The organism is Paraburkholderia jirisanensis, assembly GCF_054782355.1.
On sequence record NZ_BAAGSQ010000033.1, the window covers coordinates 762,161 to 784,948 of the forward strand.

The 22,788-nt window shown below is 57.4% G+C and carries 18 protein-coding genes; 16 read left to right on the top strand and 2 right to left on the bottom strand.

What is annotated here, in order from left to right:
• Window positions 1-471 precede the first annotated feature (471 nt).
• From ACYVNQ_RS35415 to ACYVNQ_RS35435, 5 genes are all read left to right on the top strand, one after another.
• Window positions 472-1,623, top strand: coding sequence for a class I SAM-dependent methyltransferase (locus ACYVNQ_RS35415; RefSeq protein WP_460910019.1), 1,152 nt, complete (start codon window positions 472-474; stop codon window positions 1,621-1,623).
• A 41-nt stretch (window positions 1,624-1,664) separates the two neighbouring features.
• Window positions 1,665-3,941: a glycosyltransferase gene (locus tag ACYVNQ_RS35420; RefSeq protein ID WP_460910021.1), complete on the top strand. Its 2,277-nt coding sequence runs from the start codon at window positions 1,665-1,667 to the stop codon at window positions 3,939-3,941.
• 47 nt (window positions 3,942-3,988) lie between these two features.
• Window positions 3,989-4,750: an ABC transporter permease gene (locus ACYVNQ_RS35425; RefSeq protein WP_460911235.1), complete on the top strand. Its 762-nt coding sequence runs from the start codon at window positions 3,989-3,991 to the stop codon at window positions 4,748-4,750.
• A gap of 15 nt (window positions 4,751-4,765) precedes the next feature.
• Window positions 4,766-6,175, top strand: a complete 1,410-nt coding sequence (locus tag ACYVNQ_RS35430) for an ABC transporter ATP-binding protein (RefSeq protein ID WP_460910023.1) — start codon at window positions 4,766-4,768, stop codon at window positions 6,173-6,175.
• 318 nt (window positions 6,176-6,493) lie between these two features.
• Window positions 6,494-6,766: a hypothetical protein gene (locus ACYVNQ_RS35435; RefSeq protein ID WP_460910025.1), complete on the top strand. Its 273-nt coding sequence runs from the start codon at window positions 6,494-6,496 to the stop codon at window positions 6,764-6,766.
• A gap of 37 nt (window positions 6,767-6,803) precedes the next feature.
• On the opposite strand, the gene ACYVNQ_RS35440 is transcribed toward ACYVNQ_RS35435, so the two are convergent.
• Both ACYVNQ_RS35440 and ACYVNQ_RS35445 read right to left on the bottom strand, forming a co-directional pair.
• Window positions 6,804-8,240: an O-antigen ligase family protein gene (locus tag ACYVNQ_RS35440; RefSeq protein WP_460910028.1), complete on the bottom strand. Its 1,437-nt coding sequence runs from the start codon at window positions 8,238-8,240 to the stop codon at window positions 6,804-6,806.
• A gap of 170 nt (window positions 8,241-8,410) precedes the next feature.
• Window positions 8,411-9,592, bottom strand: coding sequence for a glycosyltransferase family 4 protein (locus tag ACYVNQ_RS35445; protein WP_460910030.1), 1,182 nt, complete (start codon window positions 9,590-9,592; stop codon window positions 8,411-8,413).
• A gap of 203 nt (window positions 9,593-9,795) precedes the next feature.
• Between ACYVNQ_RS35445 and ACYVNQ_RS35450 the strand changes: the two genes are divergently transcribed.
• The 11 genes from ACYVNQ_RS35450 to ACYVNQ_RS35500 all read left to right on the top strand — a co-directional run bounded on the left by ACYVNQ_RS35450 (window position 9,796) and on the right by ACYVNQ_RS35500 (window position 22,286).
• Window positions 9,796-11,244 (top strand): mannose-1-phosphate guanylyltransferase/mannose-6-phosphate isomerase, encoded by a 1,449-nt coding sequence (locus ACYVNQ_RS35450; RefSeq protein ID WP_460910032.1) that lies wholly within the window; start codon window positions 9,796-9,798, stop codon window positions 11,242-11,244.
• A gap of 157 nt (window positions 11,245-11,401) precedes the next feature.
• Complete coding sequence (locus ACYVNQ_RS35455) at window positions 11,402-12,463, top strand: glycosyltransferase (RefSeq protein ID WP_460910034.1); 1,062 nt, start codon at window positions 11,402-11,404, stop codon at window positions 12,461-12,463.
• Between the two features lie 39 nt (window positions 12,464-12,502).
• The gene (locus ACYVNQ_RS35460) at window positions 12,503-13,291 is read left to right on the top strand and encodes a hypothetical protein (protein ID WP_460910036.1); all 789 of its coding nucleotides are present in this window, start codon (window positions 12,503-12,505) and stop codon (window positions 13,289-13,291) included.
• Complete coding sequence (locus ACYVNQ_RS35465; protein WP_460911237.1) at window positions 13,218-13,475, top strand: DUF7024 domain-containing protein; 258 nt, start codon at window positions 13,218-13,220, stop codon at window positions 13,473-13,475. Before ACYVNQ_RS35460 ends, ACYVNQ_RS35465 begins: the two co-directional genes overlap by 74 nt.
• Before the next feature lie 100 nt (window positions 13,476-13,575).
• Window positions 13,576-14,670, top strand: a complete 1,095-nt coding sequence (gene rfbG / locus ACYVNQ_RS35470) for a CDP-glucose 4,6-dehydratase (RefSeq protein ID WP_460910038.1) — start codon at window positions 13,576-13,578, stop codon at window positions 14,668-14,670.
• A gap of 1 nt (window position 14,671) precedes the next feature.
• A complete protein-coding gene (locus ACYVNQ_RS35475; RefSeq protein WP_460910040.1) occupies window positions 14,672-15,583 on the top strand; it encodes an NAD-dependent epimerase/dehydratase family protein in 912 nt (303 codons plus the stop codon).
• Window positions 15,580-16,590 carry a glycosyltransferase family 2 protein gene (locus ACYVNQ_RS35480; RefSeq protein WP_460910042.1) on the top strand — a complete coding sequence of 337 codons (1,011 nt, stop codon included), beginning with the start codon at window positions 15,580-15,582 and terminating at the stop codon, window positions 16,588-16,590. The genes ACYVNQ_RS35475 and ACYVNQ_RS35480 overlap by 4 nt, the downstream gene beginning before the upstream one ends.
• 20 nt (window positions 16,591-16,610) lie before the next feature.
• Window positions 16,611-17,390, top strand: a complete 780-nt coding sequence (rfbF, locus tag ACYVNQ_RS35485; RefSeq protein WP_460910044.1) for a glucose-1-phosphate cytidylyltransferase — start codon at window positions 16,611-16,613, stop codon at window positions 17,388-17,390.
• A 24-nt stretch (window positions 17,391-17,414) separates the two neighbouring features.
• Window positions 17,415-18,440, top strand: coding sequence for a lysylphosphatidylglycerol synthase transmembrane domain-containing protein (locus tag ACYVNQ_RS35490; RefSeq protein WP_460910046.1), 1,026 nt, complete (start codon window positions 17,415-17,417; stop codon window positions 18,438-18,440).
• Between the two features lie 21 nt (window positions 18,441-18,461).
• Window positions 18,462-19,778, top strand: coding sequence for an NAD(P)/FAD-dependent oxidoreductase (locus tag ACYVNQ_RS35495; RefSeq protein WP_460910048.1), 1,317 nt, complete (start codon window positions 18,462-18,464; stop codon window positions 19,776-19,778).
• Window positions 19,779-20,441: 663 nt separating this feature from the next.
• Window positions 20,442-22,286, top strand: coding sequence for a hypothetical protein (locus ACYVNQ_RS35500; RefSeq protein ID WP_460910050.1), 1,845 nt, complete (start codon window positions 20,442-20,444; stop codon window positions 22,284-22,286).
• Window positions 22,287-22,788 lie beyond the last annotated feature (502 nt).

Sequence of the window (22,788 nt, forward strand, 5' to 3'; positions counted from 1 at the left end):
ATTCCATGCTTGTGTAGGACCGATGCTGATCTGCAACAATCGTAACAAGATGTTCAGGCAGAGCGCGCGCCACCGACGCGTTCAATCACAGTCGCGCTCACACACACCCTCTCGGAAGCGCTCTGCACGAAGAGCCACACGTAAATCGTTTGTGAACGTTGCATACGCCAACCATGAGCACGACGACTACGTCGCCGCAACGCGGCGCCGATATCAAACATGTTTCGTCGCGCCGCCTTGCAGTGTCCAAATGTTGGTCGATAACTTGATCTTTATTATTTATCCGTTAATACGTATAACGAAAAACATCAGACCTTGCACAAGCGAGCCGCTGCATCATTGATATTTTCTGCAGCACCAGCAGAGCAACGGATCACCCCCGGGCACATTGAATTGGCCGTCCTGCAGCGCCGTAGTCCAGGTTACAGCAGCAGCCCGACATGCAGCGAAACGTCTTAAAGGAACGACAGCATGCGTTCATTAGAGACCGCACCGGCAGAACGTGACGCACGCGGACACTTGAGACAATTGCTGCCCGGCCTGTTGAGCGTGCCTGTCCTTGGTCGATTGATTCACATTGCCGCTGCGCTGTACCGTTCCCCCGAGACACGCACCACCATCCACGGCATTGCACGCCGACAGCAGGATCTTGCAGACCAGACGCGGCCCAACTCTACCGACCCGCAACACGAACGCTGGCCGCTTCCACCCGAAGTGCAGAATCTGCTTGTATCGCTGCCGCCGACATTGCGACAACTGCATCGTGCCCAACACGAAATCCCGGCGCAGTTCAGCGCTGAGGCGGAACGCCTCCTCGCGCAGGCGCACTTGGCGACCGGCAAACAGTTGGCTGCGCACGGGCAGAGTCTGGATTTCATTGCACAGCAGCTGGAAGCGATGGCTTACCGCTCCGACGAAATCGTGCAAAGACTCGCGACGCTCGCTACACAGATTGAAGGCGTTTCCGTCCGCCAGGAGTTCATACGCCACGAATTGATGATTCAATTCCGCTACGGCGTGGGCAGCACGCCCAGCGGACAGTCCGCACCGGAGATCGTTGCCGCGGAAAAGTTCGCGGCGGCTCGACAAGACGGCGTCGTCAAACCGAACCTCGGTTGCGGTCATGTACCCCTCGACGGCTACCTGAATGTCGACCTCCGCAAACTGCCGGGTGTCGACATCGTCACCCATGTCGACGCACTTCCGGTCCGCCCCGGCGAAGCAGCAGAGATCATGTCGGCGCATCTGCTTGAGCACTTCCCTCAAGAACAGCTGATGCGCGAATTGCTACCGTACTGGAAGTCGTTACTGAGACCAGGCGGCATATTCCGCGCTGTGGTACCCGACGCCGAAGCGATGATCGCGCAGTTTTGCACGAACAGGCTGACGTACGACCGCTGCGCGAAGTCACATTCGGCGCCCAGGACTACGACGGCAACTTTCACTACAACATGTTCACGCCGGACACGTTGGCGAGACTGCTGGACACAGCAGGATTCTGCAGCACGCAAATCCTCGCACGAGCTCGCGCGAGCGGCAATTACCTTGAGTTCGAGATCTGTGCGCGCAACGGAAATGAGTAACGCTCATGCCCACTTTTTCCGTCGTGATCAATACGTATAACCGCGCGACGAGCCTGCGGGAAACAATCCTGGGGCTACGCTTTGCAGCGGCACGGCGACTTCGAACTCGTTGTAGTCAACGGCCCATCAGACGACAATACCGAGGCGGTGCTTGCCGAGTTCGCACCTGACATCCGCGCGCTGTCGTGCCCGGCACGCAATCTGTCGATGTCCCGCAACATCGGGCTTGCAGCCGCTCGAGGCGACTACGTTGCCTACATAGACGACGATGCCATTCCCGAGCTCGACTGGCTAACCGACCTTCAGGCGGGATTTACAGCACCCGAGGTGGCGGCAGTGGGAGGCCACGTGTTCGACCCGACCGGTACGGGCTATCAATTCCGGTATGCGAGCGCCGACCGGCTGGGAAATGGCTATTGGCGGGACGAAAAGCACTTCATGTCCGCCAACTTCCCCAATACGTTTCGCTTTCCCTATGTGCAAGGCACCAACATGGGCTACCGCCGATCATTACTCGAAGAGATCGGCGGCTTCGACGAAGAGTTCGAGTATTACCTCGATGAAGTCGACGTCTGCGTCCGGCTGATCGATCGCGACTATGTGGTGACGCAACTCGACAGGGCCTATGTCCACCACAAGTATCTACCGTCGTATATCAGGCCCAAGACCGGCGTCTCGCTGTATCGCTATCCGGTGCTCAAAAACAAGGTGTATTTTTCGCAGAAGCATGCGCACCCATTCCTGCATGACCTGGAAATCGCCACCGATAACACCCGCTTTATCAACGAATCGATTGCTGAAATTCGCTGCGACCTGAACGCCGGGCGTATCAGCGCAGAGGACTTCAGCACGTTCGTGGACAACGCAAGGCGCGCATGGGACAACGGCAACGAGCGCGGCAAGGCAGCAGCACATGCGCATCACGGCGGTCTTCGCGAGCGCAGCCTGAGGCCTGCGTCAACGCGTACTGCGGTGTCTACAGCAGGTGCGGGTAGATTGGGGACCGGGCGGCAGTTGTGTATCGCGTTGCTTACGCTCGACTATCCGCCGACACATGACGGCGGCATCGCGCGCTACACGGAGGTGTTGGCTCGCGGGCTGGCGCGCGACGGACGCCATACCGTGCATGTGATCACCCGCTCGGAAGGCGCGGCTTGCGTAGACTTCATCGAAGGAGTCTGGGTACACCGGCTTGCATACGACCCGCAGATGCTGAGCGACACGGAGCGTCGCAAGATGCCACTCGGGCCAGCGACGTTTGCGAAAAGCGCATGGCTCGAAATCGAGCGCATCATCACGAGGCATCCGATTGACCTGATAGAGGCGCCGCTTTGGGGCAGCCAAGGGTATTTCGCGTTTCAGCAGACAACTATTCCGACTGTCGTGGCACTGCAAACGCCGCTCGCGAAGCTTGTGCAAGAGGACTCCAGGCTCGGCATGGACTCACCGCAGTACGCAACGGAGATCGCGCCGCTGCTTGCCACCGACCGCGAGTGCCTGCAGAAGGCAGGCTACGTGCGCGCGATCAGCCATGCCGTCCTGCACACTACTGCGGATCTCTACGCATTGCCGTCGCTGGAAGCGAAAGCCGAAGTCGTACATCTCGGCAGCGCTCCGCTTGTCAACGGCTCGCAAGCGGCGCACCGCCGCATCGCCAAGGGTGACAGCGTCGACATTCTGTTCGTAGGCCGTCTCGAGCCACGCAAGGGTATCGGCACGCTGCTCGAAGCAGCGGTCAGGCTGTGCGAACACCATCCGCAAGCGCGCCTACTCATCGCCGGCGACCCGTCGCCCCGCCCTTTGCCCGGCAGTATCAGTTTTCTGGAGCGCTTTACGTGTGACCATCCTGAGCTGGTACGCGCGGGGCGCGTGCAGTTTCTTGGTCGCGTGGATGAGGCACTGCTCGGTCGCCTGTACGGGGACGCCGACATTTTTGTTGCACCGTCCGCCTATGAATCGTTCGGCCTGGTTTTTACTGAGGCAATGTCGTGTTCGCTGCCTTGCGTCGGCACAAATGTTGGAGGCATCAGCGAGGTGCTCGGTGAAGACAACGCGCGCTATCTGATCCGGCCAGGCGACACCTACGCGTTGTTTGAAGCGCTATCGCACCTCGTGGCCGACGCCAGCGAGCGCGCCCGGGTGGGAGCACTCAATCGGCAGCGTTGGCAAGAATTCTTCAGCGCGTCCGCGATGGTCCACCGCACGGAGGCTTACTTCCTACGCGTGATGGCGGCTCATGCGGCCCATGTGCGCAAACCGGCTGATATCGCATGCATGGCAGGCAATCGTTTCGACACTACTGACGCAGTCGCCGCAAGGTGGACCGGAAACCAATATTCGACGCGGGAGAGGTCATGACAACCTTGTCGGCTGCGAGCCTCGGCAACGGGTTGAGATTTGCATGGATGCTTGCCAAACGCGACATGCGCAACCGCTATGCGAGTTCTTATGCGGGAGCCGCATGGAACATCGGTGTGCCGCTGCTTTACTCGCTCATCAATGTCGTAGTGTTTTCGCTCATCATGAAAGGCCGCATGGATGAGCGCTACGACAACGTGCCGTTCGCGCTGTTTTACTTCATCCCATTCTCGTTATGGACGCTGCTCAGCGAAACCATGAACCGTTCAACAGGCATCCTGCGCGAGTATGGTTATCTGATCAATAAGATCTCGTTTCCCATATGGGTCTTGCCGCTGATCCCGCTCGCGTCTGCGATACTGAGCCAGACGATCATCCTGGTTCTCGCGTTGGGCCTGATGATCCACGACGGTGTATTGCCATCCGCGCACAGCTGGATTTATCTGTTGATCTGGGCGCTGACGCTCGCACTTAGCATTGGATTCAGCTTTGCGATCTCAGCTGTTGCTGTGTACGTACACGACGTTGCGCAAGTCGTGCCGGTGGCAATCAACATTCTGTTCTGGCTCACGCCAATTCTCTACCCAACGACGCTTGTCGACGCATCAGGACCGGCGTGGGTTCGCAATGTCATCGTGGTATTCAATCCGTTTTCCTACCTTGTCGAGGCAACGCGGCTCGCATGGTTCGGCGCAGCTGATTTTCCATGGCACTACGTCGGCATTCTGTGCGTGTTCGCGTTGCTGATGCTGCTGGTCGGCGGTTTTGTATTTCGCAAGTTGCAGCCTGGCTTTGCTGACGTCATCTGATAAAGGAGGCCGCATGTGACGCCCGATCTGGAATGCGCGTTTGCGGTCGAAGTCGACCACGTTGACAAGATCTATCGCACCTATGCATCGCCGCGACAGCGGCTGCTCGAGCTCGTGTCCGGCGCGCAACGCCGGTATGCGCACGAGACCCATGCGCTCAGTCAGGTCACGTTTTCGTTGGCCAAGGGCGCGAGGCTTGGCATCGTCGGTTCGAACGGCAGCGGCAAGAGCACGCTACTCAAGCTGCTGGCGGGCGTCTTGACACCTAGCGCCGGCCACGTGCGTGTGCGAGGCCGGGTGTCTGCATTGCTCGAACTGGGTGCGGGCTTCAATCCGGCGTTGAGCGGCCGGGAAAACATCCGCCAATTCTGCGAGCTGCACAACATGCGCAAGGGAGAAATTGATGCCGCGACGCCGGACATCATCGGGTTCAGCGAGCTGCAAAATGCAATCGAGCATCCACTCAAGACATACAGCAGCGGGATGGCCGTTCGCCTGGGCTTCGCGTGCGCGGTCTATGTGCGCCCCGACATTCTGATTGTCGACGAAGCACTGAGTGTGGGAGACGCTTACTTTCAGAACAAGTGCCTACACAAGATCCGCGCAATGCTGGACGACGGCATATCGTTTATTTATGTAACGCACTCAGCAGATGCAATCCGTTCGCTTTGCACTCGCGGGTTGTGGTTGGACGGGGGCATCGCGCGTCTGCAAGGCGCGGCGAGCGATGTAAGCGCGGCCTATGAACGCGACACGTTCAGCCGCCTCACGCAAATCCGACGTGACAGCGGAGCAATGAGAGACACCGACGCGCCAACGCGCGTGCAACCGGACGACGAACGCTCGCTCCATGCAGATGCACCGGCTGCCGTTGCGATCCACAGCAGCGCCCGCATCAAATCTCCCCATAAGCTGGCATTCGCCGATCGCGTTGCACCGCTGCGCACCGGTACCGGCGAAATACGCATCGACGACATTGGCATAGTCGACAGCAATGGAGAAGACACAGACAGCGTGCCAATGGATTTACCGATTCGGGTACGGGTGTCCTTTCACGTCGTGTCACCGCCTACTGAGCCTTGCGCCCTGTCGCTTGCAATCACGGACCAGACTGGCAGGCAAATCATCTATTTCAACGCGATCGTCCATGACGCGGATGTTGCACAGGCGACGCCACAAATCGAGCACATGGTCGAATTTTCATTTGATAACCCGCTCTGCCCCGGCGAATATGGGCTCGTCAGCGGCATTACCGTGCAGGCGCCAGCAGGCGTCTCACCGGGCCGTAACGTCATCGTTCAGGTGATCGACCACTGCGCCGGCGGCGCGCGATTTACCGTGCGCTTTCCGCCCCATGATGACAAGCGGGACCTGTGGGGGATTGTGCATGTGCCTTGCACGGTGCGAATGGTATCGCTGGATTAGGCCAACAGAAGGGCGCGCTGCGCGCCTGTCCGCGCCTACAGGGCGGCTCGAATGCATTATCCAACCGTGTGCGACGCCGTCCTGTTCGTGCGACTATCGCACTTCGAAGTAGCCGTTGACGATGATCTCGGCGAAAGGAATTCGCGTGCCTAATGTGGTACGTTCCCAAGCCGTGAACTTTGGAAGCAGCATATCAACATGATTCGCGCGTGTTTGGGCTCACTCGTAGCCCTTGCCGTGGCCAGCCAGGCTCTGGCAGTGCAACCTCACTTAGCTATTTCAATGACGGGCCTAACCGACACAGGAGACACTGCTGTATTGAAGCTCGACCAGGCTTCGTCCGCAAACGGCACGCTGACAATTCTCGGTGACCGTACTCATACCCCACCGCGCACAGTGCCGGTCGGCTATCGCCTGCTTCCAGTAAAAAGCAGCATCGAAGGTGACCCGCGCGTGCAGATCAGCTTCTCTGACATGCACTCGCTGACCATCATGTGCGACCCACTATCCGACAACTGTCGCTCTGACGGCTTTATCACCGAAAGCGGCGTCACCTTTGCGCTGCTTTGGCACATTGACCGCCGCAAATAGCGTTCGCGTCAACGCAGCGGGTGAAAGTGGGCGTGGCTCAAGCCTCCGAACTCGTCACCACCGGCACGCCCGCCAGCTCATGCCGCACCGTTTGCCCTTTGCGGATCACAACCGGTTCGCGCTGTGCAAGTGCCGATTCGCACTGCCCCAACAACCAGCCACAGCAAGCCCAGAACATCAGCGCGGTAGATTGCCACATGAAGTCGTCCGTCATGTTCTTGGCGAGCATGCCTAGCAGGAGCGCCAGACCGGCCCGGCAAAGAAATGGACGCGACGCGCGCGAAGCGAAGAAGCGCCACGCGATGGCTGCGAATACCACCAGTTGCAAAGCAAGGCCGATCACGCCCGTTTGCAGAAGCGTGTTCAGAAACAGATTGTGCGCGTGGGTCTTCGCATTCTCGTCAAGCTTGAGCAACGCGGCTGGAATCAATTGGCCGTAGGCTAGCGACGGCAACGGCTTGCCGAAACCGATACCAAGCCACGGATGCTCGTGCACCCGGCTCACATAAAACGCCCAAATCTTGGGACGCGCATCGGTAGACGCCATCTCGTCGAGACGGCTCATTCGCCGCATCTGACCGACCAGATCCGGCGCCGACTGCCCTGCCGATGCGCCGCGGCCATCGGCTACCCCGACCGTAGCAGCGCGCGGCACGGTCGGGGCAGCCACTGCAGGGGTCGCGACAACGGCCGACGCAATGACGGGCGGCGGAAACAACGTCAGGCGGACGCGATTACTCAATCCAGTGATGGAGACTATTCCAAGCAACACCACGCCTAACACCAGATACGCGCGCCGACGCCCTTCCACTGCGCCGCCACGAGGCCACAACAACACAACGGCGACCACGCCCAGAGCAACCCAGAAGAAGCGATTTAGCGTCGCGGCGCCTATCACCACGCAAAACAGTACGCCCACCAGACCCAGCAGCCGAGTGCCGCGCACGGCCGCCATCGCCGCGAAAACGGAGATCGCCATCAGGGCGACTGTGCTGGTGTGACCGACGCGTGCATAGAAATGCAGCAGGCCCGGCTTTGGAGCAGCCGGGTCAAGAAAATGAAAGCCAATCACGCTCGCGACAGCCAGCGCAAGGCAGGCGAGCCATGATGCCGCCTGCATGCGCCGCTGATGAACGGCTTCACGTCCTAGCAGCCAGAACGCGTAAAAGCAGATAAGCGGATACGCAATCTCGTCGAGCCATGCATGAAACGTCGCCTGCGGGCTGACACTCCAGAACGCGGAGAGCAACGACCATCCCGCCCATAGCCCTAGGGGCACAAACAGCGGAAAACGGAGTTCGCGCGGGGCGGACAGCAGAGATTGAACGACCAGGAACAGGATCAGCGCGCCAACCAGACCAATGCTGACAAATTTGACAGCCATCATGTGATCGAACATCACCACGAACAGCAGAACGGCGCAAACGGCAGACAAGGCTTCCCCGACCCAAGTTTTGAGCCTCAGGTGCATCATGTCGGAATTCCCTTCATTGAGTCGGGCGATTTTACGGCAAGTGCAAGACACCCGCATGTCAGGCGGGTCAATTTTTCGTGAGTATCGCGAAAAACGGCAGAAATGTCGAAACGAAACAACAACTTATTAGATTCGCATCGATGCAGAATCTACCGGTACGCAGCTTTTCGTCAGACCAGCGCACGGTACACATTCATGGTCTGCGCGACAGTCGCCCCCCACGTGAGTTCGGCCGCGCGACGCAGGCCCCTCGCGCGAAGCTCGCTGCACAACGCGCCATCGCCAAGCAAGCGCTCGAGGCCAGCCGCTATTTCTTCGACAGAGTAAGGATCGACTTCGACCGCCGCCCCCGCCACCACCTCAGGAATCGACGTCACATTGGAGGTGAGCACCGGCACACCACTCGCCATTGCCTCGGCAACCGGCAAGCCAAACCCCTCATAGAGCGACGGATAGGCGAATACCGCGGCCGCGGCGTAGAGCTTCAGCAAGGTGGCACGCGAGACATAACCGGGCGTCACAGCCTGGCCCGCCAGCGTAAGCGGCTCGATGTCGCGCATCAAGTCCGAGTTCATCCAGCCGTCCGCGCCGATCAACACCAGCGGGTACGCCTGCCGCAAATCAGCCGGCAAACGCGCAAACGCCTCGACGAGCCGGCGCAGGTTCTTGCGAGGCTGCAACGTGCATACCGACAGGACGAATCCCCGATAGCGCAAACCATATCCGGAGAGCGTCGACGCGCACTCCTCTTCAGACAATGGACGGAAAGACGCTTCGACGCCCAGAAGAATCGGCACAACCTTTTCGTCCGGCAACCCATAGATGTCGTGGATCTCGCGCTTCGTATAAAGGCTGTCCGCTATGACGATGTTGGCCTGCTTCAGCGTGCGCGGTAAGCCATCGTCCAGATACCCAACCGCCACGCGAGGATGAAACTCAGGATGGCGGCGATGCGACAAATCGTGAATCGTCACAACGTTCGGCCCTTTATAACGCGACGCGATAAAGTTCGTCTCGTGATACAGGTAGCCGCGCTTGCTGAAGTGCTTGCGCAGGCCCGACGAGCGGATGCTGCGCACAATGGTCCGCGACTTGTAGACACCGGGCACGCTGCGCGCAGCCCGTAACATCGAAGCAGCCAATCCATCGCTGAACTGCGCAGCCTTCTGCAACGTGCCGTCGTCGCGCATCAGCTCATCGAGGCGTTCGCCTTGGTACACATTGGACCCGACCCAACCCGCGATGTCTTCCACCTCAGGTTGCTGACGCAGCCCCTCGAGGAGATGCTGGGTGTAGTAGCTGATGCCGCTCCTGGGAGGCCGCAGCGAGTTCAGGTCGTAAAGCAGTTTCATCGAGGTTTGGCTTAAGTGCCGTAGGCACGGGCGATTGGGCAGTCAGGCAAGCGGAGAGTGTCGCGCATGATACACGCGTCGCCACCCAGCACAGAAATGTTGCAGCACGACCATCCAAACCCGTCCAATTGGCGACTTCGTTATAGAAATCCGATAGAATCGTCGTTCGCCGGAACGATATGGCGCCATTCTTAAATAAATCCATGAACATCATTCCCGTGATCATCTGCGGAGGCGCCGGCACACGTCTATGGCCGGTTTCGCGAGAAACTTTTCCGAAGCCGCTGCTCAAGCTGGCCGATGGTCAAAGCCTTTTGCAAAAAACCTTTGTCCGCGCAGCCGCGGTGGCCACGATCAATGAACTGCTGATTGTCACGAACCGCGACACGTACTTTCTGACGAAAGACGAATGCCATGACGTCGGAACGGAAGTCGCGCGCGTCGATTACGTGCTCGAACCGGTTGCACGCAATACTGCAGCTGCAATCGGCGTTGCAGCTGCGGTGGTACGTGAACGGCATGGGCCCGACGCAATCATGCTGGTCATGCCGGCAGACCAGTTGGTGGAAAATCAGGCTGCATTCCGCGAGGCGGTCGAGCATGCGGCACAAGCCGCGCAGCAAGGCCGCATCGTCACGTTCGGCATTCGCCCGACGGGGCCGGAAACTGGTTACGGTTATATCGAGTTCGACACCCAGCCACTCCCTGAGACCACGGACGTGCATCGAGTCATTCGCTTCGTCGAGAAGCCGGAGCTCAGCGTCGCACAGGAACTTGTGGCAGGCGGCCGCCATGTGTGGAATGCAGGCATGTTCTGCTTTACCGCCGAGACTATGCTGAACGAACTGGAACAGCATGCGCCGAATGTGGCGGAGCCGGTGCTGGCCGCGTTGATGCAGGCCAAGCGCAGCACTTCGGACAACGGTATGACGGTCGAACTCGATGCCGCGCTGTTTCGCAAGGCCGAGGATATCTCGATTGACTACGCAGTCATGGAGCGATCGGACAACGTAGCGGTTGTCCCTTGTGAACTCGGCTGGAGCGATATCGGCTCGTGGCTCGCAATCAGCGAGTTGACCGCGCCCGATGAACGTGGCAACCGTATTCATGGCGAGGCAGAACTGTTCGACGTCGACAACTGCTACGTACGAAGCGAGGAACGCTTTATCGGCATGGTTGGCGTACAGGACATGATCGTCGTCGATACGGCCGACGCGCTGTTGATCGCTGCACGCGACCGTGCGCAGGACGTTAAACAGATCGTGGCAAAGCTGAAGCGCGACAGCCACGATGCGTACCGGCTGCATCGCACCGTTCATCGCCCGTGGGGTACGTATACCGTGCTCGAAGAAGGCGAGCGTTTCAAGATGAAGCGCATCGTCGTGAAACCAGGCGCGTCGCTTTCGTTGCAAATGCACCATCATCGCAGCGAGCATTGGATTGTCGTGCGTGGCTGTGCAGATATTGTCAACGGCGACCAGCTCATTTCGCTGCAGCCGAATGAATCGACGTATATTCCGGCTGGCCACAAGCATCGGCTGATCAATCCCGGCGTGGTCGATCTCGTGCTGATCGAGGTGCAGTGCGGCGAATATCTCGGCGAAGACGATATCGTTCGCTTTGAGGATGTGTACGGGCGAGCGCCTGCGTGACGTCTTAAAGCGCTGCGGACGCACTCCGCTAAAGCTCCGTTGAGCGATCACACGCGATCGCTCAACGGCCCTGCCAGCCGCCCATGGCATCATCGAAACTACAAGCTCGGGAGCCATGCGGGTACTCCATTTCTATAAGACGTACAAGCCCGACTCTATGGGAGGAGTCGAAGAGCTGATCAATCAGATCTGCTCCGGCGCCGCAAATCACGGCATAACGAGCGACGTGCTGACAGTCAGCAAGAATACGTCGACCGTGGATTTTGGCGACCACGTGCATTACCGCGCGAAGCTGGATTTCGAAGTGGCGTCGTCTGCGTTTTCCATCGCTGCGTTTCGGCGATTTGCTGACCTCGCGACACACGCCGATCTGATTCACTACCATTTTCCGTGGCCGTTTGCGGATGTCGTGCACTTTGCAACGCGCGTGCGCAAGCCATCCATCGTTACTTATCACTCGGATATCGTACGACAAAAATTTTTGCTGCAGTTTTATCGGCCCTTGCGCGATCGCTTTCTGTCGAGCGTCGATCGGATCGTCGCGACGTCGCCGAATTACCTCGCGACCAGCGATGTGCTTCAGCGCTATAAGAACAAGGTCGAAGTCATTCCGATCGGGCTCGATCCTGCGTCTTATCCTGTGGCTTCAGACGCGAAGCTGGCCGAATGGCGTCAGCGGGTTGGTCCGAAGTTTTTTTTGTTTGTCGGAAATTTAAGGTACTACAAGGGGCTGCATATCCTGCTCGATGCGTTGCAGGGTATGGAGTTCAAGGCTGTGATCGTCGGCGCGGGGCCTGTTGAGGGTGAGTTGCGGCAGCAGGCTACGCGGTTGAAGTTGAACAACGTAGAGTTTGTTGGGCCAGTTGGCGATGAAGACAAAATTGCGCTGCTGAAGCTTTGTCATGCGCTGACATTTCCTTCTCATTTGCGCTCCGAGGCATTCGGCATTTCGCTACTCGAAGGCGCGATGTCCGGGAAGCCATTGATCACTGCCGAGATCGGTACGGGGACTTCGTACGTCAATGTCGATGGGGAGACGGGGTTAGTGGTGGCGCCAAATGATGCCTTAGCGTTGCGCGCCGCAATGCAGAAGCTTTGGGCGGATGAAGTGTTGGCATGTCGAATGGGCGGACTTGCGGAGCGCCGGTTTAAAGAGTTGTTCACGTCAAAACACATGGTAGACGCCTATGTCGCCCTCTACCGCCGTTTGACCGCGTGAGATATCCATCGGCAAAACCGCCGCATTGGCGAATGCGAAATGACAAATCGAGCTTACATACGATACATTCTGGCCGCGCTTATACCCGCGCTGTGGCTGGCATATGCGACGAAGTACCTGACACCGGTGCGGGTTGGTGATGGATCCGGGTACTACGCGCTGTATCTCACGCGGAAGACAACGCTGCGGCCGTTTATGTCGTCAGCAAGTTGGGCTCAATATGGCGCACTTTTCGATTCAAATGCAATTCAATCGATGGTCCCGCTCAGGGACCTCGTTGATCAGTTTCCGGCATTGAGGCTAGGTGACACAGCTGATCTGAATCACTTCTGGTTTTTTAGTGGACTGGCCGCGCTTTTCACCGTCATCCCATCAGGGCTCGGCATCAAGAGTGGACCGCACGGAGCGTTTTTGCTCACCCATGCCCTGTTGTTCGCTGGCGTACTCATGCTTGCCAGCCGACTTGAGCAATGGCGTGGTCTGCTCGGTGTTTTGCTGCTGACAGTCTGCTCACCCATGATTTGGTTTGCAGACAAGGTCCATACAGAATTCTTCACATATTGCTTTGTGCTTGCGGGTGCCATCGCATGTGTCAACGCTAGATATTTCGCCGCAGTTGCCTTTGACGATTCTGTTGAACGACCATGGCAACCTGCCGGATATGACCATCTCCGGTTTCAGCTTCGCGGAAAGCTAGGGGCGTTGGAGCGACGGCCGTCACGTAGACCTGCAGTGTGTCGCGCCGGCCGCGAGAATCGCATTGATCCATGCGCGCAGTTTCGCGCCGAATGGGCACGCGCAGCGGGTTGTGGTAACGGTCAACAGTGAAAAGTCGAGCACGTTCACTCTGGACAACACCGAGCGAACATTGACTATTCCGTTGAGCGGGAAGATTGAGGTGCTCAACTTGCACCTCGATCTTCCCGATGCAATTTCACCGAGAGCAAGCGGCGTAAGTGGCGACGACCGGGAACTGGCGATCGGCATCAGCGAGATAGATTTGGTGAACTAGACTTGGCGTTTACGCACCGCCGGGATATTTCGCCAACGGATGCCATCTCAGCATCGAATACAATAGGCGATTAGCGTCGTCAGAATACGGAAGCCTCTAGATGAGCACCAATCCTTTGTTCGACTTCGAACAGACCTTGACAGGCAAGCGAATACTGGTCACCGGTCACACCGGATTCACCGGTAGCTGGGCTTGCCTTTGGCTTAACCTCATTGGCGCGAAAGTCTCGGGACTCGCACTGCAGCCAGATCAGACGCCGGCTCTGTATGAAGTACTTGGAATTGGTGACGCGGTCGACTCTGAAATCGGGGATATAACAAACTACGAGGTTGTGAAGCGCGCCTTTGAACGGTTTGAACCCGACGTTGTGCTGCATCTTGCTGCGCAGCCTCTGGTCCGCCGTTCGTACCGCGAACCGGTCAGCACATTCGCCACCAATGCGATTGGCACCGCAAACGTTCTGGAGGCAGCACGGCTGACACCCGCGACGCGCGCGGCGGTTTGCGTTACGACAGATAAGGTCTACAAGAACAACGAGTGGGCGTGGCCCTACCGCGAGAACGATCCGTTGGGTGGTAAGGATCCGTACAGCGCATCAAAGGCGGCCGCCGAAATGATCATCGACAGTTACCGGGCCTCGTTCGGCAAAACCGATGGGACCGGCTTGGCTATCGCGACTGCACGCGGCGGCAACATCATTGGCGGTGGTGACTGGTCAGAAGATCGACTGGTCCCTGATTTTGTTCGTGCAGTCGTGCAACGATCGACTCTCACGCTTCGCTATCCTGATGCAACCCGCCCCTGGCAGCACGTGCTGGCGTTGGCGCAAGGCTACCTGATGCTGGCGGCAGGCCTCCTTGCCGAGCCAAGCAAGTTTGCCCGCTCCTGGAACCTCGGGCCACAGGACCCCAGAAGCGTCAGTGTGCGCGAAGTGCTCGAAGAACTTTCATCAAACTGGGACCGCCCGGACCTCGAATATATGAACGCCCCGTTGCCAGAGGCAGGAGCGCTCGCGCTCGACAGTTCGCTTGCGCGCAACCTGCTCAAATGGACACCACCTTGGGACACGCGGCGTGTCGTAGCCGAAACGGCAAATTGGTATCGCGACTTTTATCGCAAGCCTGCCGAAGCTATGGATATTTCGCTCAGGCAGTTGCATGCATGGCGCACGGACCTCGCTTCGATGGAGGCCTGACATGCGATTGGTTCTCACCGGCGCATCCGGATTTGTCGGTACACGACTTGCACAACTGTTAGTGTCAGAAAATGTAGAGGTCATGCATATAGGACGCTCTGCGTGTGCTGTGCCGGGCGTCGGGAACGTCGTCGTGCCGTCCCTCACGCCGGAAGCGCTGGCAGCCCATCTTCCGTCGGGTTTCGATGGTCTGATCCATCTCGCAGCCGCGGGCGTAAAACCCACTGATCGTGATGTATCGACGATCGTAAATATAAACTCGATGCTTGCGCCGCAGCTTGTTTGTCTCGCCGCGCAACGAGATATCAGGTCGGTAGTAGCCGTTGGCAGTAGCGCCGAATACAGCGCTATAGGCGCAAAGACTCCCATCGACGAAAACTCGCCTCTGGAAACACAAAAGTTGTACGGGGCATCGAAAGCGGCCGGCGGAATATTGGCGTTGGCGACTGGTGCTGCGTGTGATCTACCCGTCGCCGTAGTTCGACTTTTTAATGTCTATGGCCCCGGCGAGGCTTCTCATCGCCTGCTGCCATCGCTGGCAGCAGGCTTGCGCAAAAATCAACCGGTAAAGCTTTCTGCCGGAACACAAATTCGCGATTTCGTCTACGTCGATGATGCATGCAACGGCCTTATCGCTGTTCTTAATGCATTGGTCAGCAAGCGGCTGCCGAGCGGAGCGTACAACCTTGCCACAGCTACGGGTCACACAGTCGCAGACTTCGCCCAGCAAGCTTGCAAGGCCTTGGATGCTCCGTCAGAGCTTCTTCAACTGGGCGCGCTACCGATGCGTCCAGACGACTTACCCTATGTAGTCGGTAATTCTGGGAAGTTAAAAGACGCATGTGGATGGCGTGCGGATACGTCGCTGGAAGAAGGTATCAAGCGCGCGCTCGCTGAAATGAGCAATCCGTGAAAAGAGTCAATCAGACATCCGACGTATCTATGCAAAATGACAAGGACATGCGGCATCGCCCTCTGATCTCGATCGCCGTTCCCGTCTTGAACGAGGCGGATAATCTGGACGCGCTCTACGCCAGACTCGATCAACTGTCGAGGAAAATGGCAAGCAAATGCGACCTCGAGTTCGTATTCTCCGACAATCATTCGAACGACCGGACGTGGGAGATGCTCTCAGCTCTCGCACAGCAAGATCCGCGCGTGCGCGCGATCCGCTTTTCGAAGAACGTGGGTTTTCAGCGCTCGATCCTTGCTAACTACATGCATACCCGCGGCGACGCAGTTCTGCAAATCGATGCGGATCTGCAAGATCCACCTGAACTCCTGGAAGAATTCTTCGACCTATGGCGCAATGGATATCACGTTATTTACGGCATCCGTGCAAAACGCAAGGAAGGCGCGATCATCAACGCAATCCGCAAAATCGGATACTGGGTGATCGACAAGATTAGTGAGCATCCCATTCCTAGAGATGCTGGCGACTTTCGTCTGGTCGACAAAAAAGTAATCGACTCCGTACAAAAATTCCGGTCCACCGCGCCTTATCTGCGCGGACTCATCGCGGGACTAGGCTTCCAGCAGATTGGCATTCCCTACGAACGGGCGGCACGAGTCGCGGGCGTGAGTAAATTCGGAATTGTCCAACTCATCCGTCTCGGACTTACAGGCGTATTCAACCATTCTGTTGTACCACTGCGGATCGCCACGTATTCAGGCGTTCTGTTGCTCGGCCTGAGCGTAATAGGCACCATTTATTATCTTGCGCTGAAGCTTTTTCACCCTGACTTGCCGCGCGGGTTGGCGAGTATCCATATTCTTGTTCTCTTCGGTATCGGTTTTCAGTCGCTGCTGCTTGGCATCCTCGGTGAGTACCTCCAGCGCATCTATATTCTGCTTCGAGCTGAACCGACAGCGATCATCGAACAGGCATTGAACATCTCGCCCGAAGAATTGAAACTCTGAACTTGTAGAAGGCAATCGACATGAAAGCTGTCATTCTTGCAGGCGGATTGGGAACACGTATCGCTGAAGAATCGGATACCAAACCCAAGCCTATGGTAGAGATCGGCGGACGCCCGCTACTGTGGCACATCATGAAGTCCTACAGCCATCACGGCATCAATGATTTCGTCATCTGCCTCGGCTACAAGGGCTACGTCATCAAGGAATATTTTTTCAATTACTACCATCACACGGCCGACCTCGAGATCAATCTCGGCACCGGCACGCATCGTGTGCTAAATTCCCAATCGGAACCTTGGACAGTGACGCTGGTCGATACCGGCCCCGAAACGATGACGGGCGGTCGCCTCAAGCGTGTCGCGCCGTATCTAGGCGATGAAACATTCTGCCTGACCTACGGCGACGGACTTTCGAACATCGACATTTCCAGCGAAATCGAATTTCACCGCAGACATGGAAAGCTCGCGACAGTAGCGGCAACACAGCCGCCCGGTCGCTTCGGCGTGTTGAATATCGCCGCCGACAATCAGGTCACGAGCTTCGAGGAGAAGCCCACCGACGAAATCGGCTGGATTAACGGCGGCTTCTTCGTGCTCGAACCCAAGGCAATCGACTACGTCGAGAACGATGCGACCTCGTGGGAGCTAGCGCCGTTACGCAATCTTGCTAACGACGGCCAATTGGCGGCATACCATCACCATGGCTTCTGGCAGCCTTGCGACACGTTGCGCGACAAGCGGCAACTGGAAGCGCTTTGGGAAAGCGGCAAGGCGCCGTGGGCCACGTGGAACAAGGCGTGAAGCGCTAACGAACGATTCGACTGAATGAACGCTGATCTGAACAAAGGCACGCGCAAAAAATTGCCGATACGCCAGATTCTTGGTGTGGGCATTTCTATTGTTTGTCTGATACTGGTTTTCCGAAAAGTTGATTTCAACCAGTTGCGTCTGGCACTTGAAGACTTCAGGTGGCACTTTATCGCGCTTGGACTGATGTCTCTTGCCGTCGACTACGCGCTGCGAATCCAGCGCTGGGCCGTGATGCTGCGAGCAGGCGGAGCAACAGTGTCCGGATGGTCGTGCGCCGCGCCGTTTTTGGGTTCGATTACGCTCAACAACGTGCTCCCATTTCGCGCCGGCGATCTCATTCGCGCACTGGTGTTTCCATCTGCCATCGGAGTGCGGCGGGTCACTGCGACGGCCAGTCTGCTGCTTGAGCGGCTTGTCGATATGCTGACGCTGCTGATCAGCCTTGGCATCGGACTATCGCTCAATCCCGTTGGAAAGATGCCTGAATGGCTTGGACGCAGCGTCGTCGCGCTTGCAGTCATCGGTTGCATTGCACTCGTGCTGATCGTTACATTGAACAAGCCGATCGTACGCCTCCTGCACTGGCTTCATGGGCGGTTCTCTCGAGCCAGTCTACAGAAGCTCTCGAACCCATTGCTCGTACTTGCAGACCTGACACGCGACATTGGCGAAATGTCCCGGCCACGCGCACTTATCGCCTTAGCGCTCCTTTCCATGGTCATCTGGGCCGGTGAAACGGGCCTGTTCCTGGCGGTGCTGCGTGGACTCAACATCGATGCAGGTTTTCCGGCTGCCTTGACAATCATGGCGATCGCTACGCTGTCAACCCTTGTACCCTCATCACCTGGTTACGTGGGTCCCTTCCATCTGGCCGCTTACTCCGCGGCGGTAATGTTGGGCGGCTCGGCGGCTGAAGCGGCCAGTTTTGCCGTTTTGGCCCACCTCGGCCTGTGGCTGCCGACGACCCTCGCGGGAAGCATAGCGATTCTCGCCAAGCCAGCACTTTTCAAAGGGCGCGCTAGTACGCAGCCCGATGCATGAATTTTTTCGGATTTCTATCAAATGAGCAACGAACATGATGTGGTCATTGTCGGCGCTGGCTTTACGGGTCTGACGGCTGGCCTTGACCTCACCCGCGCAGGGCGCAAAGTATTGATCATCGAAAGGGACGACGCGCCTGGTGGGCTCGCTGGAACATTCGAATTCAAAAACGGCGTGACGATCGAAAAGTTCTATCATCATTGGTTCAATAATGATGTTTTCGTGCCGGAGCTCGCGCGCGAGTTGGGTATCGAAGACCAGATCGTGACGCTGCCTTCGCGAACCGGAATGTATTTCAACGGCAAGCTGTGGCGTTTGTCCACTCCACTGGATCTGTTGAAATTTTCTCCACTCTCACTTATTGATCGCATCCGTCTTGGCTTGCTTGTGTTCAAAGTTCGCCAGATCAAAGACTGGCGGACCATTGAGCATCTGTCCATCCGGGAATGGCTTGAGCCCCTTTGCGGCAAGAATGTTTTCCGTATCGTCTGGCAACCGCTCATCGAGTCGAAATTCTCGGTGTTTGCCGATGCCGTCAACGCAGTCTGGTTCTGGAAGAAGCTCGTGTTGCGCGGTAGCACGCGTGACAAGCAAGGCGGTGAACAACTCGCGTATTTTAAAGGTGGCTTTGGACGGCTCGCTCAGGCAATGGCCGACGAAATCGTTCGACGTGGCGGCGAAATTCGTTACGGTACGGATGTTACCGGCGTACGCACTCAAAATAGCCGCGTTGTTGCGTTGAACACGCCAGACGGTGCCGTCGTCGCAAAAGAGTATTTGCTGACACCTTCCTTTGCGGTTATCGCAAAGATTTTTGATGGCGCTGCTGACCCGAAATGGCTTGATTCGCTCAAACGGGTGAATTATCTCGGCAACATGTGTCTGGTACTGCAAATGGACCGCAGTCTGTCCGATACATACTGGCTAAACGTGAATGACCCGGGTTTTCCGTTCGTCGGCGTAATTGAACATACGAACTTCGATGCGCCTGAGAATTATGATGGCAAGCACATCGTATTCATCTCACGCTATCTCGCGACGCAAGACCCTGTCTGGTCATACGGAGACAAGGAGTATCTCGATTTTGCGATCGAGCACTTGCAGCGTATGTTTCCCGAATTCAGCGAATCCTGGGTCGAGGAATTCCGCGTTTGGCGTGCAGAATACGCGCAACCCGTTACCGAACGCGATTATTCGAAATACGTACCAGGTCAGGCAACACCTTTCAGTAACGCCACCATTTCCACCATGGCGCAAATCTATCCCGAAGATCGAGGTACGAACTACGCGATCCGCGAAGGGCGCGCAGTTGCCAAAGCGATCAACGCCTGTCTGTAGCAAATATGTGCGCATGACAGCGCGCCACCAAGCGCACCGTCATGCGGCTTTGCCTCTCGCCCGGAAGTGGTAAAGGTCGAATCAAAGAAGCGGCCCCCTGAGATCGAAGCGATGTGCGGAGCGGACGACTACACCGGGACGATGTTCACGTTGCATTCAAAACGACGGGCAATATAGCAGCCATCCCGGCGCCCCTCGACCGAGGTCTGCATGGATACGCCTCGGCAGGCGTAGCGAGGTCTTGACGATGCCTTGGTCAATTGGCCCGACCGCAATTCTATATGCGCCAGTTAAATGCCGTCACAACTCTATTCGTTTCACATCAATTTGATGTCATAATCGGCCGATATCGCTCTTTGACTTACACGCTGCTCTTAATAGTGGGTATCAGCGCTGACTGTTCGGCGCAAGAGAATCGCGTGCATCAGCACGACAAGCAGCTCCTATGATTGCATGCTCTTGACCGACAGGTCTCGAGCGGACGTGCTGCCGAATCATTGAAGAGCTAGAGTACGAAAACTGATATGTGTCGCTGGACGCTGACACACCTGGTCACACGCTTCCGGCGCTGTCGCTTCTTGCGTGCTTTTGCTGATGTATTATTCGCTGACCGCGCCCCTGCGCTCAACTATCAATATGTTCAGGCGCTAAGCCGACCAAAACATGAACGACCCAAAAAAGGGGACACTCGCGCCCACCCTGCTCACGCTTGGCGTGCTCGCCATTCTCCTATTCAAGTTCGGCCGCTACATTCAGGGCAACAGTTACGACTTGATGCAGCACTTCATTCTCGTCGACGAATTGATGAGATACGGAACCGTGCTGCCCGGCGATATTCAGTCGATGTCCTACTATCCAGCAGGATCTCACTGGATCGCGGCGGTTGTCGGCTGGGCTGCCGGCATGTCAGGAATCGTCGCTATCACGTTCGTATCGATCGCGTCTGTCTACTTCTCTTATGTGTTGATCGTGCGCCTCGTCGGTGCGAGTTCTCCTGTGCGTGTGCTTCTGCTGGCAGGCGCTTTCGTCGCGCTTAAATTCACCCGCTCAATGATTGGCTGGGAGGTAGTGCTCAACTATTTCTACTCGCAGCTCGTCACCGATGTGCTCTACTTCGGCATACTGCTATGGCTCGTTCGCACGCGCACGATCTGGCAGCAGGTTGTCGTACTACTCGTGGTCAGCTGGTTCGCGATGTGGGTGCACTCGCTCGCGCCACTTCACCTTCTGGCAACGGGCTGCGTGTTGATGGCCTTCCAGATCATCGAGGCGTGGAGAAAACGCACAGGCATACTCGCACCAGTTACGGCGCTTGTTGCGTTGCTGGCCGGCGCAGCGGTGATCGCGGTCAAAAATCCGGCGTTTCGCGCGATGCGCAACATCTCGACAAACGACGGCTGGCTCACATTCGGCTATAGCAATTTCGCGGCCGTCGCTGTCGTGTGCGGCTTCTTCGGCCTGTGGAACCTGTGGCGCTGCTACCGCGAGCGCGGAGAGCGAACCGACGCTGTCATCGGCTGTGCCATGGTTGCCGCCGTCTGCTTGGTGTTCTTGCAACTCGCGGCGTTAAAGGTCGAAGGCGCAGGGTCGGCTTATGCCGTCAAGAAACACATGTTCATCATCGTGACGCTCGGCATCATGAACGCCGTGCGCGTGTTCGCAGCCTTTATCCCATCTCCGAAATGGCAGATGCCAGCGTGGGCGGTCGCGCCCGTCTTAGCGGGGGCCGCGTCGCTGACCGTGCTGCATAGTTTTTCCACGCCCGTTGGGCCGATTGTGCGCGCGCTGGCATACGCAGACCACGCCATTCGGTACGAGTTGCCAAACTTCAAACCGGGCGATTTCGTCTCTGATGTCGACGGAATTCCTGTGATGGGCAACGTCATGGTGTCGATGGGACCGTTCAAGCATCCGTTCGATGAGCGTGTCAGCTCGTGGGTGGTCGGTACACCAATCAGGGACGCCGCAAAGTTCGCGATGGTTCGCAACACGCCCGTCGTTGATCGGGCATGCAGCACACAATACGCCGCATCGCACGAATACACGATCATCGATCCAGCATGCCTGCGCATCTATCGCCTTGGCGACACCCTAACGTTCAACACGAACGGCACTGGTTGGAACTTCGCATCGAATGGATGGAGTGGCCCAGAATCGTGGGGTAGCTGGACCAACGGAGATGGAGGAATCTTGAACATGACGCTTGCCGATCCGGTGCAAGGACCGCTCATGCTGACGGCTGACGGCATGGTTTACGTGAACGAGAAGCATCCCTCGCAACGCGTTGACATCGTCGTGAACGGCACAAATATCGGAAGCTGGACCTACACGCACGAGGCGCCCACCGGAAGTCGCTCGGTCGAGATTCCCGAAAGCATTGCGCGTTCGGGAAAACTTAACATCGTGTTCAAGGGGATCGACGCTGTGTCGCCGCTGCAACTTGGCGATTCAGAAGATGGTCGCGTGCTCGGGCTCGGCATCAAGTCGATCAGGCTAACAGCGCACTAGCGCACTCGCCTTGCCCTGACGAATCCGTCAGCGTAAATCGATCGCTGGTTGCATTCTGGACGGCGCTCCGATCTCGCCATTCGATGCGAGGCCATGCAGGCCCTCTGTGAAGAGACAGACCATGCATACGCAACATGCGATATACGCATGCCATTGCTCCGTGCCTCGCATCGCAGTTCCAGCCCACTTTGCAACTGGCCGCGAACGCAATGATAGTCACAGCTCGGCAGCTCGAACGAACAGCCGGATTTCCTCGACGAGGCGCGTATCGCCGTTTGGCGTGCGCCACAATTATCTCGCCAGCCAGCGGCCTGCGCGTTATTTACCTCGATGTTTGAGCGTGCCACCCCGAGAACATCGCAAATCCGCTTCACTGGTCGTCCCAGCAAGGAGAAGATATCTCATTCTCCGTGGCCTTCTAGCTGATGTCGCAACGTCTTATCAGCTCTAGCGCACCGCCTAGTTCGAACGCCGACACCACTTCTTCGCTTTCGCTCACCGC